This is a genomic window from Chenggangzhangella methanolivorans (assembly GCF_019797865.1).
GTDB classification, from domain to species: domain Bacteria; phylum Pseudomonadota; class Alphaproteobacteria; order Rhizobiales; family Methylopilaceae; genus Methylopila; species Methylopila methanolivorans.
The window spans coordinates 262,120-275,235 of record NZ_CP081869.1; the positions used below are offsets into that span (position 1 = coordinate 262,120).

The 13,116-nt window shown below is 65.7% G+C and carries 9 protein-coding genes and 3 pseudogenes; all 12 read right to left on the bottom strand.

The genetic code is table 11. From position 1 onward, the window contains the following. Positions 1–12: 12 nt before the first annotated feature. Positions 13–842, bottom strand: a pseudogene (gene rplB / locus K6K41_RS01390) (50S ribosomal protein L2). A gap of 22 nt (positions 843–864) precedes the next feature. Continuing rightward, complete coding sequence (locus K6K41_RS01395; RefSeq protein ID WP_261403629.1) at positions 865–1,158, bottom strand: 50S ribosomal protein L23; 294 nt, start codon at positions 1,156–1,158, stop codon at positions 865–867. Further along, entirely contained in the window at positions 1,155–1,778 is a 624-nt protein-coding gene (gene rplD, locus K6K41_RS01400; protein ID WP_261403630.1) for a 50S ribosomal protein L4, read from the bottom strand. The genes K6K41_RS01395 and rplD overlap by 4 nt, the downstream gene beginning before the upstream one ends. Beyond that, positions 1,778–2,533, bottom strand: coding sequence for a 50S ribosomal protein L3 (gene rplC, locus K6K41_RS01405; protein ID WP_261403631.1), 756 nt, complete (start codon positions 2,531–2,533; stop codon positions 1,778–1,780). The genes rplD and rplC overlap by 1 nt, the downstream gene beginning before the upstream one ends. Before the next feature lie 31 nt (positions 2,534–2,564). Further along, positions 2,565–2,873 (bottom strand): 30S ribosomal protein S10, encoded by a 309-nt coding sequence (gene rpsJ, locus K6K41_RS01410; protein WP_020178162.1) that lies wholly within the window; start codon positions 2,871–2,873, stop codon positions 2,565–2,567. A gap of 70 nt (positions 2,874–2,943) precedes the next feature. Beyond that, a complete protein-coding gene (tuf, locus tag K6K41_RS01415) occupies positions 2,944–4,134 on the bottom strand; it encodes an elongation factor Tu (RefSeq protein WP_261403632.1) in 1,191 nt (396 codons plus the stop codon). Between the two features lie 65 nt (positions 4,135–4,199). Continuing rightward, positions 4,200–6,283, bottom strand: a pseudogene (gene fusA, locus K6K41_RS01420) (elongation factor G). 27 nt (positions 6,284–6,310) lie between these two features. Then, complete coding sequence (gene rpsG, locus K6K41_RS01425; RefSeq protein ID WP_261403633.1) at positions 6,311–6,781, bottom strand: 30S ribosomal protein S7; 471 nt, start codon at positions 6,779–6,781, stop codon at positions 6,311–6,313. Positions 6,782–6,792: 11 nt separating this feature from the next. Next, positions 6,793–7,164, bottom strand: a complete 372-nt coding sequence (rpsL, locus tag K6K41_RS01430; protein ID WP_020178159.1) for a 30S ribosomal protein S12 — start codon at positions 7,162–7,164, stop codon at positions 6,793–6,795. Positions 7,165–7,631: 467 nt separating this feature from the next. Beyond that, positions 7,632–7,853, bottom strand: a complete 222-nt coding sequence (locus tag K6K41_RS01435) for a helix-turn-helix domain-containing protein (protein WP_261403634.1) — start codon at positions 7,851–7,853, stop codon at positions 7,632–7,634. Positions 7,854–8,312: 459 nt separating this feature from the next. After that, positions 8,313–8,660, bottom strand: coding sequence for a hypothetical protein (locus tag K6K41_RS01440; protein ID WP_261403635.1), 348 nt, complete (start codon positions 8,658–8,660; stop codon positions 8,313–8,315). A gap of 145 nt (positions 8,661–8,805) precedes the next feature. Continuing rightward, positions 8,806–13,005 (bottom strand): annotated as a pseudogene (rpoC, locus tag K6K41_RS01445) (DNA-directed RNA polymerase subunit beta'). Positions 13,006–13,116 lie beyond the last annotated feature (111 nt).

The window sequence follows — 13,116 nt, forward strand, 5'->3', positions numbered from 1 at the left end:
TCTCGGGCTCCCTTACTTCTTCTTCCGGGCGTGCCGGCTCGTGGCGATGAACTTGTCGGTCGCCTTGTTCGAACGCGTGCGCTTGCCCTTGGTGGGCTTGCCCACGGGGGGTGGCGGCGGCCCGAGGTGCGGCCTTCGCCGCCGCCATGCGGATGGTCGACCGGGTTCATGGTCACGCCGCGGTTGTGCGGCTTGCGGCCGAGCCAGCGCGAACGGCCGGCCTTGCCGAGATTGATGTTGGCGTGGTCGGGGTTCGACACCGCGCCGATGGTGCCGAAGCACTGGCCGTGCACGAGGCGCTGCTCGCCGGAAGACAGGCGGAGCGTCACGTAGCCCTGGTCACGAGCGACGATCTGGGCGTAGGAGCCCGCCGACCGCGCGATCTGGCCGCCGCGACCGATCTTGATCTCGACGTTGTGCACGATCGTGCCGACCGGCGCGACGCCGAGCGGCATCGCGTTGCCCGGCTTCACGTCGACCTGGGCGCCCGCGACGACCTGGTCGCCGACATTGAGGCGCTGCGGCGCGAGGATGTAGGCGAGCTCGCCGTCCTCGTAGCGGATCAGCGCGATGAACGCCGAACGGTTGGGATCGTACTCGATCCGATCGACGGTCGCCGGCACGTCCAGCTTGCGACGCTTGAAGTCGATCAGGCGGTAGGTCCGCTTGTGGCCGCCGCCGCGGAACCGCACCGTGATGCGGCCGAGGTTGTTGCGGCCGCCGGAGGACGTGAGTCCCTCCGTCAGCTGCTTGACCGGCTTGCCCTTGTAGAGCGCCGACCGGTCGACGATCACGAGCTGGCGAAGGCTCGGAGTGATCGGGTTGTAGGTCTTCAAAGCCATAGCTGTTCTCCGGTCCTCAGCCTCAGAGGCCCGTCGTCACGTCGATGGCGTGGCCTTCGGCCAGCGTCACGATCGCGCGCTTGGTGTCGCCCTGCCGGCCGAGGCGGCCGCGGAAACGCTTTTCCTTGCCCTTGCGGACGAGGGTGTTCACGCTCACGACCTTCACGTCGAAGAGCTTCTCCACCGCCGCCTTGATCTGCGGCTTGGTGGCGGTGTCAGCGACCTTGAACACCACCTTGTTCTGCTCGGAAGCGTAGGTGGCCTTCTCGGTGATGATCGGCGCGCGGATGACGTCGTAGTGGCGAAGGTCGGTCATTTGAAGCGCGCCTCCAGCGCATCGATGGCGGCCTTGGTCAGCACGAGCGTGTCGCGGCGAAGGATGTCGTAGACGTTGATGCCCTGCACCGGCAGCACGTCCACGGTGTGGACGGCGCGCGAGGCGAGCTTCACGTTGGCGTCGACGTCGGCGCCGTCGATGACCAGCGCGTTCGAGAAGCCAAGCTTCTCGATCTGCGCCAGGAACGCCTTGGTCTTACCCTCGGTCAGCGCGAAGTCGTCGAGCACGACGATCTGCTCGCCCTTGGCCTTGGCCGAGAGAGCGTGCTTCAGGCCGAGCGCGCGGACCTTCTTCGGCAGGTCGTGCTCATGAGAGCGCACGACCGGACCGAAAGCGCGGCCGCCGCCACGGAACTGCGGAGCCGACGCCTGGGCGTGACGGGCGCGGCCCGTGCCCTTCTGCTTGTACATCTTCTTGCCCGTGCGGGCGATGTCCGAGCGGCCCTTGGTGACATGCGTGCCGGCCTGACGGCGGGCGAGCTGCCAGCGAACGACGCGGTGCAGGATGTCGGTCCGCGGCTCAAGGCCGAAGATCTCGTCCGAAAGCGTGACCTTGTCGCCCGACTTGCCGTCGGCCTTGGTGATCGCGATCTCAACCATCACGCGGTCTCCCCGGCGGTCGTTTCAGTGGCCGGGGCCTCCTCGACCGGGGTCGAAGCCGGGGCGTCGGACTGCTGCCCACGCTCACGGAACTTGCCCGGCATCGGAATGCCCTCGGGAAGCTTGGTCTTCACGGCGTCGCGCACCAGGATCCAGCCGCCCTTGACGCCCGGAACCGCGCCCTCGACGAGGATCAGACCGCGCTCCGGATCGGTGGAGACCACCTTCAGGTTCTGCGTGGTGACGCGCTCGTCGCCGAGATGACCGGCCATCTTCTTGTTCTTGAAGACCTTGCCCGGATCCTGACGGCCGCCGGTCGAACCGTGCGAACGGTGCGAAACGGAGACGCCGTGAGTGGCGCGAAGGCCGCCGAAGTTCCAGCGCTTCATCGCGCCGGCGAAGCCCTTGCCGGTCGAGGTGCCGGTGACGTCGACGCGCTGGCCGGCGACGAAGTGGTCCGCGGTGAGCTCGGCGCCCACGGGGATCACGGCGTCGTCGGAGACGCGGAACTCCACGACCTTCCGCTTCGGCTCGACCTCGGCCTTGGCGAAACCGCCACGCTCGGCCTTGGTGACGTTCTTCGGCTTGCGCGAACCCGCGCCGAGCTGAAGAGCCACATAACCATTCGTCTCGACCGTGCGGTGGGCGACCACCTGGCACATGTCGACCTTAAGCACGGTGACCGGCACATGCTCGCCAGCGTCGGTGAAGACGCGGGTCATGCCCAGCTTCTGTGCGATGAGTCCGGAGCGCATCCGCCTCGTCCTTCTACTCAGTGAGCCTGGATCAGAGCTTGATCTCGACGTCGACGCCGGCGGCGAGGTCGAGCTTCATCAGCGCGTCCACGGTCTGCGGCGTCGGGTCGACGATGTCGAGAAGACGCTTGTGCGTCCGAATCTCGAACTGCTCGCGGCTCTTCTTGTCGACGTGGGGCGAGCGGTTCACCGTGAACTTCTCGATCCGCGTCGGCAGCGGGATGGGGCCGCGCACCTGGGCGCCGGTCCGCTTAGCCGTCGACACGATCTCCCGGGTGGAGGTGTCGAGGATGCGGTGATCGAACGCCTTGAGGCGGATCCGGATGTTCTGGCCGTTCATGGGTCTACCGTCTCCACGGGTCGGAGGCAGGCCGGTTAAGCCGGCCCCCTTCCGCGTCAGGAAAGTTCAATCACTCGATGATGGTGGCGACGACGCCGGCGCCGACGGTTCGGCCGCCTTCGCGGATGGCGAAGCGCAGCTTCTCCTCCATCGCGATCGGAACGATCAGCTCGACCGTCATCGCGATGTTGTCGCCCGGCATCACCATCTCGGTGCCCTCGGGAAGGTGCACCACGCCCGTCACGTCCGTCGTGCGGAAGTAGAACTGCGGGCGGTAGTTCGTGAAGAACGGCGTGTGACGGCCGCCCTCCTCCTTGGTGAGGATGTACGCCTCAGCCTTGAATTTCGTGTGCGGCTTCACCGAACCCGGCTTGCACAGAACCTGGCCGCGCTCGACGTCCTCGCGCTTGGTGCCGCGCAGAAGAGCGCCGATGTTGTCGCCGGCCTGCCCCTGGTCGAGCAGCTTGCGGAACATCTCGACGCCCGTGACGGTGGTCTTCACCGTCGGGCGAATGCCGACGATCTCGACTTCCTCGCCGACCTTCACGATGCCGCGCTCGACGCGGCCGGTCACCACCGTGCCGCGGCCCGAGATCGAGAACACGTCTTCGACCGGCATCAGGAACGGCTGGTCGATCGGACGCTCCGGCTGCGGGATGTAGGCGTCGACCTGGGTCATCAGCTCAAGAATGGCGTCATGGCCGAGCTTGGCGTCGCCGTTCTCGAGCGCCACAAGCGCAGAACCCTTCACGATCGGAATGTCGTCGCCCGGGAAGTCGTACTTCGACAGAAGCTCGCGAACCTCGAGCTCGACGAGCTCGAGAAGCTCCTCGTCGTCGACCATGTCGCACTTGTTCAGGAACACCACCAGCGCCGGAACGCCGACCTGACGGGCGAGCAGGATGTGCTCGCGGGTCTGCGGCATCGGGCCGTCGGCGGCCGAAACCACCAGGATCGCGCCGTCCATCTGCGCCGCGCCCGTGATCATGTTCTTCACATAGTCGGCGTGGCCGGGGCAGTCGACGTGGGCGTAGTGGCGCCCGCTCGTCTCGTACTCCACATGCGCGGTCGAGATCGTGATGCCGCGCGCCTTCTCCTCCGGCGCCTTGTCGATCTGGTCATACGCCGTGAACGTCGCCCCGCCAGTCTCCGCAAGCACCTTCGTGATCGCAGCCGTCAAAGACGTCTTGCCATGGTCAACGTGACCAATCGTTCCGATGTTGCAGTGCGGCTTCGTCCGCGAAAACTTTTCCTTGGCCATCGGCGTCGGCTCCGTTCTCTTCTCTAATCTTCAGGGTTCAGGTTCGTCTCTAACGCGGCGTGGGATCAGGCGTATTTCGCCTGAACCTCCTGCGCGACGTTGGACGGCACCTGCTCGTAGTGATCGAATTCCATGCTGTAGTTCGCGCGGCCCTGGCTGAACGAACGCAGCGTGTTGATGTAGCCGAACATGTTGGCGAGCGGGACCATGGCGTTCACCACGTTCGCGTTGCCGCGCATGTCCTGCCCTTGGATCTGGCCGCGGCGGGAGTTGAGGTCGCCGATGACCGAACCGGTGTAGTCCTCAGGCGTCACGACCTCGACCTTCATGATCGGCTCGAGCAACGCAGCGCCGCCCTTCTGCAGGGCCTCGCGGAACGCCGCGCGGGACGCGATTTCGAAGGCGAGGACCGAGGAGTCGACTTCGTGGAACGCGCCGTCGAGGAGCTGGACCTTGACGTCGACCACCGGGAAGCCGGCGATCACGCCCGCGCCCATGACGGAGGCGATGCCCTTTTCGACGCCCGGGATGTACTCCTTCGGCACCGCGCCGCCGACGATCTTCGACTCGAACAGGAAGCCGGCGCCCGGCTCGTTCGGCTCGATGTGCAGCTTCACCCGGGCGAACTGACCGGTGCCGCCGGTCTGCTTCTTGTGGGTGTAGTCGATATCGACCGGCTTGGTCAGCGTCTCGCGATAGGCCACCTGCGGCGCGCCGATCGCGGCGTCGACCTTGTAGGTGCGCCGGAGGATGTCGACCTTGATGTCGAGATGAAGCTCGCCCATCCCCTTAAGGATGGTCTCACCGGACTCCTGGTCGGTCGACACGCGGAAGGACGGGTCCTCAGCCGCGAGCTTCGACAGGGCGATGCCCAGCTTCTCCTGGTCGGCCTTGGTCTTCGGCTCGATCTTGATGGTGATGACCGGTTCCGGGAACACCATCTGCTCGAGAATGACGGCCTTCAGCGGGTCGCACAGCGTGTCGCCGGTGCGGACGTCCTTGAGGCCGGCCAGAGCGACGATGTCGCCGGCGTAAGCCTCCTTGATGTCCTCGCGATTGTTCGCGTGCATCAGCAGCATCCGGCCGACGCGCTCTTTCTTGTCGCGGGTCGAGTTCAGCAGGGTCGAGCCCGCCTCGAGCTTGCCCGAGTAGACGCGACAGAAGGTAATCGTGCCGACGAACGGATCGTCCATGATCTTGAACGCGAGGACCGACAGGCCCTCGTCGTCGGACGGATTGCGGACGATCGGCTCTTCGGTCTTGAAGTCCACGCCGTCGACCGCGCCGCGATCGAGCGGGGTCGGCAGGTAGTCGACAACCGCGTCGAGCAGCGGCTGCACGCCCTTGTTCTTGAACGCCGAGCCGCACAGCACCGGCGTGAACGCGCGGGTGATGGTGGCCTTGCGGATAAGCGCCTTCAGCGACGCCTCGTCGGGCTCCTCGCCTTCGAGGAACTTCTCGAGCGCGGCGTCGTCGAGCTCGACGGCAGCCTCGACCAGCTTGCCGCGATATTCGGCGGCCTGGTCGGCGAGCTCAGCCGAAATCGACGAAATCTCTCGTCACGGAAGGTCGCGCCGAGGTTCTCGTTATCCCACACGACCGCCTTCATGCGGACGAGGTCGATGATGCCGAGGAAATTGTTCTCGGAGCCGATCGGCAGCTGGATACAGACCGGATTGCCGGCGACGCGGGTGTCGAGCTCTTTCACGCAGCGGAAGAAGTCAGCGCCAATCTTGTCCATCTTGTTGACGAACGCGATCCGCGGCACTTCGTACTTGTCGGCCTGGCGCCACACCGTCTCGGTCTGCGGCTCGACGCCCTGGTTGCCGTCGAGAACGCACACCGCGCCGTCGAGCACGCGCAGCGAACGCTCGACTTCGATCGTGAAGTCGACATGGCCCGGCGTGTCGATGATGTTGAGGCGCTTGTCCTTCCAGAAGGTCGTCGTCGCGGCGGACGTGATCGTGATGCCGCGCTCCTGCTCCTGCTCCATCCAGTCCATGGTCGCGGCGCCGTCGTGGACTTCGCCGATCTTGTGGGACTTGCCGGAGTAGAACAGGACGCGCTCGGTCGTCGTCGTCTTGCCGGCATCAATGTGGGCCATGATGCCGAAGTTACGATAGTCTTCGATCGCGTGGGAGCGGGCCATCTTATCGGTCCTTCAGTCTCTGCTCGATTACCAGCGGTAGTGCGAGAAGGCGCGGTTCGCTTCCGCCATGCGGTGCGTGTCTTCGCGCTTCTTCACGGCGGAGCCGCGGTTGTTCGATGCGTCGATCAGTTCGGCGGACAGGCGATCCACCATGGTCTTCTCGTTGCGGGCGCGGGCCGAGGCCAGCAGCCAGCGCAGAGCGAGCGCCTGGCGACGCTCGGGGCGCACTTCGACGGGAACCTGGTAGGTCGCGCCGCCGACGCGGCGGGAACGAACCTCGAGAGCCGGCGAAATGTTCTCGAGCGCCTGATGGAACACGGCGATCGGGCTCTGCTTGAGCTTGCCTTCGACCTGGTCGAACGCGCCGTAGACGATCGCCTCGGCGGCCGACTTCTTGCCGTGCTTCATGACGGTGTTCATGAACTTCGACACGATGAGATCCCCGAATTTGGGATCGGGATGAACTTCACGACGCTCGGCGGAATGACGACGGGACATCTGTCAGAACCTCACTTCGGCCGCTTCGCGCCGTACTTCGACCGGCGCTGCTTGCGGTTCTTGACGCCCTGCGTGTCGAGCACGCCGCGCAGGATGTGATAGCGGACGCCCGGAAGGTCCTTCACGCGGCCGCCGCGGATCATGACCACCGAATGCTCCTGGAGGTTATGGCCCTCGCCCGGGATGTAGCCGATGACCTCGAAGCCGTTGGTGAGACGCACCTTGGCGACCTTACGAAGCGCCGAGTTCGGCTTCTTCGGGGTCGTGGTGTAAACGCGCGTGCAGACGCCACGCTTCTGCGGGCACGCCTGGAGCGCCGGAACCGTATTGCGCGCCGTCGGCGCCTGCCGCGGCTTGCGGATCAACTGGCTGATGGTGGGCATTGTTCGCCTAACCGCCTTCTTAAATCTCAACAGCGTTCGGCGCGAAGAGGAGACCCTCGACACGCAAAACGAAACGACGCCCGCCTTCGGAGAACCGAAGGAAGCGCCCGCTCCTTGCAGAGGACCGACGGCGACAAGCGCCGCAGGTCATGAACCCGCAACTGACCCAGTGTGGTCGCGACAGCGTTTGAACCCGAAAGGTCGGAGCGTTGGACCGCTTCCGAGCAGCGTGGGATCACCGCCTGCCGAAGAGTGGGCGGCTTCTAACCCGCGAGTCGGGGAACGTCAACCCGCCGTGGAGCTATTCGGCGAAGATCGGCCATGCGCGCCCAGATGAGGTACCCGAGCGCTGTGATTTAAGGCCCTTGCGACCCACAAGAACCAGGCGCCGCGCCCCTCGCCTGCTCAGCAGCGCTGGCTCTTCAGCTCTTCCGCCTAGGTCCGCGGCATCCCCAGCCCGCCGCACATCAGCACGAGCTCGCTTTGCCGACTCGCTCCCGTCTTGGCGAAGATCGAGCGGGCTGGTTGCGGATGGTGGATTCGCTGAGCCCAGAGGATTCGGCGATCTCGTTGACCGCCGCGCCCTCGATGAGCTGGCGGGTCACGCGCGCCTCCGCCGGGGTGAGGTCGAAGAGGCCCGAGAGAATCGAAGCGCTTGGGGCGGCCGTCGCCCAAGCTGGGGTGACCACGACGAGCCAGGCGGCCTGCGCGAAGACGTCCCGCGCCTGCGGCGGATCGGCAGCACATGGAGCACGCCGGCCTCGCCTCCCCCGCCTGCGGCAGCGCGATCGACCGGCCGCCTGCCAGGCCGTCGGGCGAAGGCCCGCGCAGAAGGGCGTCGGCGGCGGGATCAGAGAGGCGCAAGCCGTCGCGCGCGCCGATCTTGATCGGGCCGCCAGCGCCTCGAAGGCGGCGTTGGCGGCGAGCGTCGAGCCGTTCGCGCGCGTGACCGCCGCAGGAAGGCCAAGCGCCGACAGCGCCTCGACCTGCGCCCGCGAGCGTTCGAGGTCGATCCGGCCGAGAAGATCGATGCGCGGGCAAGGTGCGGGACGAAGCTTGTCGAGCTCGCCAAGATCTCGACAGGCGGGCCCCGAGCTTGCCGGCGCGTTCGAACGAGAACGCCACGAGATCGTCGCTCGGACACTTGATCACGGAGCCCGCGCGTAGCCAAGGCCCGCAGGCCGCAGCAGCTCGGCGTACATCGGCTCGTTCTCGATCTCCTCGTCGGTCAGGATGTCCTGATCGCGGACGAAGCCTTCGTAATTGAGCTTGGCGGTGCGCGGCGCGCGACAATTGCGATCCTGCCAACCTCCGGTCAGGAAGCGCTCGAGCACGTCGGCGATTCCTGGCGAGGAGATCCCGCGCTGAAAACTGCGCATTGACGCAGAACATGCCGCGCCGACGAACTCGTAGCGGTTGGACAAGTCCTGAAACAGGTCGGGCCACAGCTCAGGCAAAGCTGCGGCCTCGTAAATTCTTTCGACGATGTCGCTCATGCGCGGTTCGGCCCCACCCGGATCGCGTAGATCCCGCGATCATACGGTATCCGGCAGGGCCTCAAAGGTAAATGAGGGCCGCCGGTTTCCCGGCGGCCCTCATGACCTGTCGTCGTTCTCAGACGGCGGGGCGAACCGCCCCGCCTCACTCCGCCGCGTCGGGCGTCGGCAGCAGCTGTGCGTCCGGCGCGGGCGCGGCCGAGGTCTGCTCCTGCGCGCGCTGCGCGAGGATCAACTCGTCGCGATGGCTCGCGATCTCGCGGACCTTGTTCATCACCGAACCGGTGCCGGCCGGGATGAGGCGGCCCACGATGTACGTTCTCCTTGAGGCCCTCTAGGTCGTCGGCCTTGCCGTTGACGGCGGCCTCGGTGAGCACCCTCGTCGTCTCCTGGAAGGAGGCGGCCGAGATGAAGGAGCGCGTCTCGGGAGCGAGGCCTTGGTGATGCCGAGCAAGACTGGATGACCGACCGCCGGCTTCTTGCCCTCTTCCACCGCCTTGGCGTTGACCGCGTCGAACTCGAGGCGGTCGACCTGCTCGTTGGTGATGAGCTCGGTCTCGCCGGCGTCCGAGATCTCGACCTTCTGCAGCATCTGACGAACGATCACCTCGATGTGCTTGTCGTTGATCTGCACGCCCTGCAGTCGGTAGACCTCCTGGATCTCGTGACGAGGTAGGCCGCAAGCTCCTCCACGCCCTTGATCGCCAGAATGTCGTGCGGCCGGGTTGCCGTCGACGATGTAGTCGCCAAGCTCCACGACGTCGCCGTCCTGCAGCTGGATGTGCTTGCCCTTCGGGATCAAGTACTCGACCGGATCGCCGCCGTCGGCCGGGATGAGGCTGATGCGGCGCTTGTCTTGTAGTCCTTTCCGAAGTGCACCGTGCCCGAGACCTCGGCGATGATCGCCGCGTCCTTCGGGCGCCGAGCTTCAAAGAGCTCGGCGACACGCGGCAGACCGCCCGTGATGTCGCGCGTCTTGGCGCTTTCGGTCGGGATACGGGCCAGCACGTCGCCGGCCTTCACCTCGGAGCCGGGCGAGACCGACAGGATCGCGTCCGGGGCGAGCTGGTAGCGCGCCTCGCCGCCCTTGGCGGGCTTCAGGATCTTGCCGTCCGGGCCCTGCCGACGATCGAGGGCTTGAGGTCCGCCGAACGGGGTCGACGTCCGCCAGTCCATAAACGACGCGCTTGGTGATGCCGGTCGCCTCGTCCGACGTCTCCCTGACGGAGGCGCCTTCGACGAGATCCTCGAACTGCGTCTTGCCGTCGACCTCGGTGAGGATCGGACGGGTGTACGGATCCCACTCGGCGATGCGCTGGCCGCGCTTGATCTTGTCGCCGTCGTCGACGCGCAGCTTGGCGCGTACAGCAGGCGATGGGACGCGCGCTCCGTGACGCCGTTGGCGTCGAGGATCACCACCGCGACGTTGCGGCCCATGACGATCAGATCGCCGTCCGAGTCCGGGCCGCGTTGCGGTTGCGGATTCTTGACCGTGCCCTCAAAGGAGCTTTCGACGAAGGACGAGTCAGCAAGCTGCGCCGTGCCGCCGATGTGGAACGTGCGCATGGTGAGCTGCGTGCCCGGCTCGCCGATCGACTGCGCCGCGATGACGCCGACCGCCTCACCCATGTTGACCGGCGTGCCGCGAGCAAGATCGCGGCCGTAGCAGGCCTTGCAGACGCCGACCTTGGTCTCGCAGGTCAGCACGGAGCGGATGCGAACCTCCTGCACGCCGGCGGCGGACATGGCCTCGACGTCCTTCTCGGAGATCAGCGTGTTGCGCGGGAGAACGAGGTCACCCGTCGCCGGATGCTGAACGTCCTCGGCCGTCGTGCGGCCGAGCGTGCGCATGCCGAGCGTGGCCACGATCTGGCCGGCGTCGACCACCGGGCGGACGCGGATGCCGGACTCAGAGCCGCAATCGTCCTCGGTGATGATGCAGTCCTGCGCCACGTCGACGAGACGACGGGTCAGGTAGCCCGAGTTCGCCGTCTTGAGCGCCGTGTCGGCGAGACCCTTACGGGCGCCGTGCGTCGAGTTGAAGTACTCGAGAACCGAGAGGCCTTCCTTGAAGTTCGAGATGATCGGGCTCTCGATGATCTCGCCGGAGGGCTTGGCCATCAGGCCGCGCATGCCGGCGAGCTGCTTCATCTGCGCCGGCGAGCCGCGGGCGCCGAATGGCTCATCATGTAGATCGAGTTGATCTGCTTGGCGCGGTTGGTCTCCTTGTCGATCTGGACCGCGGAAATCCGCGCCATCATCTCCTCGGCGATCTTGTCCGTGCACTTCGCCCAGGCGTCGACGACCTTGTTGTACTTCTCGCCCTGGGTGATCAGGCCGTCCTGGTACTGCTGCTCGTATTCCTTGGCGAGCGTGCGGGTGTCCTCGACGATCTTCGTCTTGGTCTCCGGCACGACCATGTCGTCCTTGCCGAACGAGATGCCGGCCTTGAACGCGTTGTGGAAGCCGAGCGACATGATCCGATCGCAGAAGATGACCGTGTCCTTCTGACCGCAGTTGCGGTAGACGGTGTCGATCATGTTCGAGATTTCCTTCTTCGTCATCAGCTTGTTGACGACGTCGAAGGTCAGCTTCGGGGTCTTGGGCAGCAGCTGGCCGAGCATCATGCGGCCGGGCGTGGTCTCAAAGATCTTGGACACCTTGTCGCCGTTCTCGTCGATCGAGACGAAACGGCCCTTGATCTTGGTGTGCAAGGTCACGGACTTCGAGAACAGCGCGTGCTCCATCTCGCCCATGTCGGCGAACAGCGAGCCTTCGCCCGGCTCGTTGTCGCGCATCAGGGTGAGGTAGTAGAGACCGAGCACGATGTCCTGCGACGGCACGATGATCGGCGCGTTGGCGGGATGCAGGATGTTGTTGGTCGACATCATGAGCACGCGCGCTTCCAGCTGCGCCTCGAGGCTCAGCGAACGTGCACGGCCATCTGGTCGCCGTCGAAGTCGGCGTTGAACGCGGCGCAGACCAGCGGGTGAAGCTGGATCGCCTTGCCCTCGATCAGCACCGGCTCGAACGCCTGGATGCCGAGGCGGTGGAGCGTCGGCGCGCGGTTCAGCATCACCGGATGCTCGCGGATGACCTCGTCCAGGATGTCCCAGACTTCCGGCTTTTCCTTCTCGACGAGCTTCTTGGCCTGCTTGACGGTCGCCGAGAGGCCCTTGGCGTCGAGCCGCGAGTAGATGAACGGCTTGAACAGCTCGAGCGCCATCTTCTTCGGCAGGCCGCACTGGTGCAGCTTCAGCTCAGGGCCGACCACGATGACCGAACGGCCCGAATAGTCGACGCGCTTGCCCAGCAGGTTCTGGCGGAACCGCCCCTGCTTGCCCTTCAGCATGTCGGAGAGCGACTTCAGCGGGCGCTTGTTGACGCCCGTGATGACGCGGCCGCGGCGGCCGTTGTCGAACAGCGCGTCGACCGCCTCCTGAAGCATGCGCTTCTCGTTGCGGATGATGATGTCCGGCGCGCGCAGCTCGATCAGCCGCTTGAGGCGGTTGTTGCGGTTGATGACGCGGCGGTAGAGGTCGTTGAGGTCGGACGTCGCGAAACGGCCGCCGTCGAGCGGCACGAGCGGACGCAGATCCGGCGGGATCACCGGCACGACGGTCATGATCATCCAGTCGGGCTTGTTGCCCGAGTCGATGAAGGCCTCGACGATCTTCAGGCGCTTGGCGAGCTTCTTGGGCTTGAGCTCGGTGGTCGCCTCCGCGATCTCGACGCGGATGTCGGCGGCCATCTTCTCGAGGTCGAGGCCGCGCAGCAGCGACTGGATCGCCTCGGCGCCGATCTGGGCCGTGAAGGCGTCCTCGCCGTATTCGTCCTGCGCGAGAAGATACTCCTCCTCGGTCAGAAGCTGGCGGTCCTTGAGCGGCGTCAGGCCGGTCTCGAGGACGACGTACTTCTCGAAGTAGAGGATCGCCTCGAGGTCCTTCAGCGTCATGTCGAGCAGAAGGCCGATGCGGGACGGCAGCGACTTCAAGAACCAGATATGGGCGACGGGCGCGGCGAGCTCGATGTGGCCCATGCGCTCGCGGCGCACGCGGCTGAGGGTGACCTCGACGCCGCACTTCTCGCAGATGACGCCCTTGTACTTCATGCGCTTGTACTTGCCGCACAAGCACTCGTAGTCCTTGATCGGACCGAAGATGCGAGCGCAGAACAGGCCGTCGCGCTCCGGCTTGAAGGTCCGGTAGTTGATCGTCTCGGGCTTCTTGATCTCGCCGAAAGACCACGAGAGGATCTTTTCCGGGCTCGCGATCGAGATCCGGATCTGGTCGAACGTCTGGGCCGGAACCTGCGTGTTGAAGAGATTCATCACTTCTTGGTTCATCGCCGTCTCCTTCCGCGGATCCCGCCTTGCGTCGCCGCCAACGCCGGGCCTATCCGCCAAAAATCCAAAATCGGCGACGGGCGGGCCGCTCGGCCCGTCCGTCGGATGACA

What these genes read in the sequence shown, in the direction of transcription:
- K6K41_RS01395 (WP_261403629.1), bottom strand. Translation starts at nt 1,158, where the DNA reads ATGACCGACCTTCGCCACTACGACGTCATCCGCGCGCCGATCATCACC.
- rplD (WP_261403630.1), bottom strand. Translation starts at nt 1,778, where the DNA reads ATGGTTGAGATCGCGATCACCAAGGCCGACGGCAAGTCGGGCGACAAG.
- rplC (WP_261403631.1), bottom strand. Translation starts at nt 2,533, where the DNA reads ATGCGCTCCGGACTCATCGCACAGAAGCTGGGCATGACCCGCGTCTTC.
- rpsJ (WP_020178162.1), bottom strand. Translation starts at nt 2,873, where the DNA reads ATGAACGGCCAGAACATCCGGATCCGCCTCAAGGCGTTCGATCACCGC.
- tuf (WP_261403632.1), bottom strand. Translation starts at nt 4,134, where the DNA reads ATGGCCAAGGAAAAGTTTTCGCGGACGAAGCCGCACTGCAACATCGGA.
- rpsG (WP_261403633.1), bottom strand. Translation starts at nt 6,781, where the DNA reads ATGTCCCGTCGTCATTCCGCCGAGCGTCGTGAAGTTCATCCCGATCCC.
- rpsL (WP_020178159.1), bottom strand. Translation starts at nt 7,164, where the DNA reads ATGCCCACCATCAGCCAGTTGATCCGCAAGCCGCGGCAGGCGCCGACG.
- K6K41_RS01440 (WP_261403635.1), bottom strand. Translation starts at nt 8,660, where the DNA reads ATGAGCGACATCGTCGAAAGAATTTACGAGGCCGCAGCTTTGCCTGAG.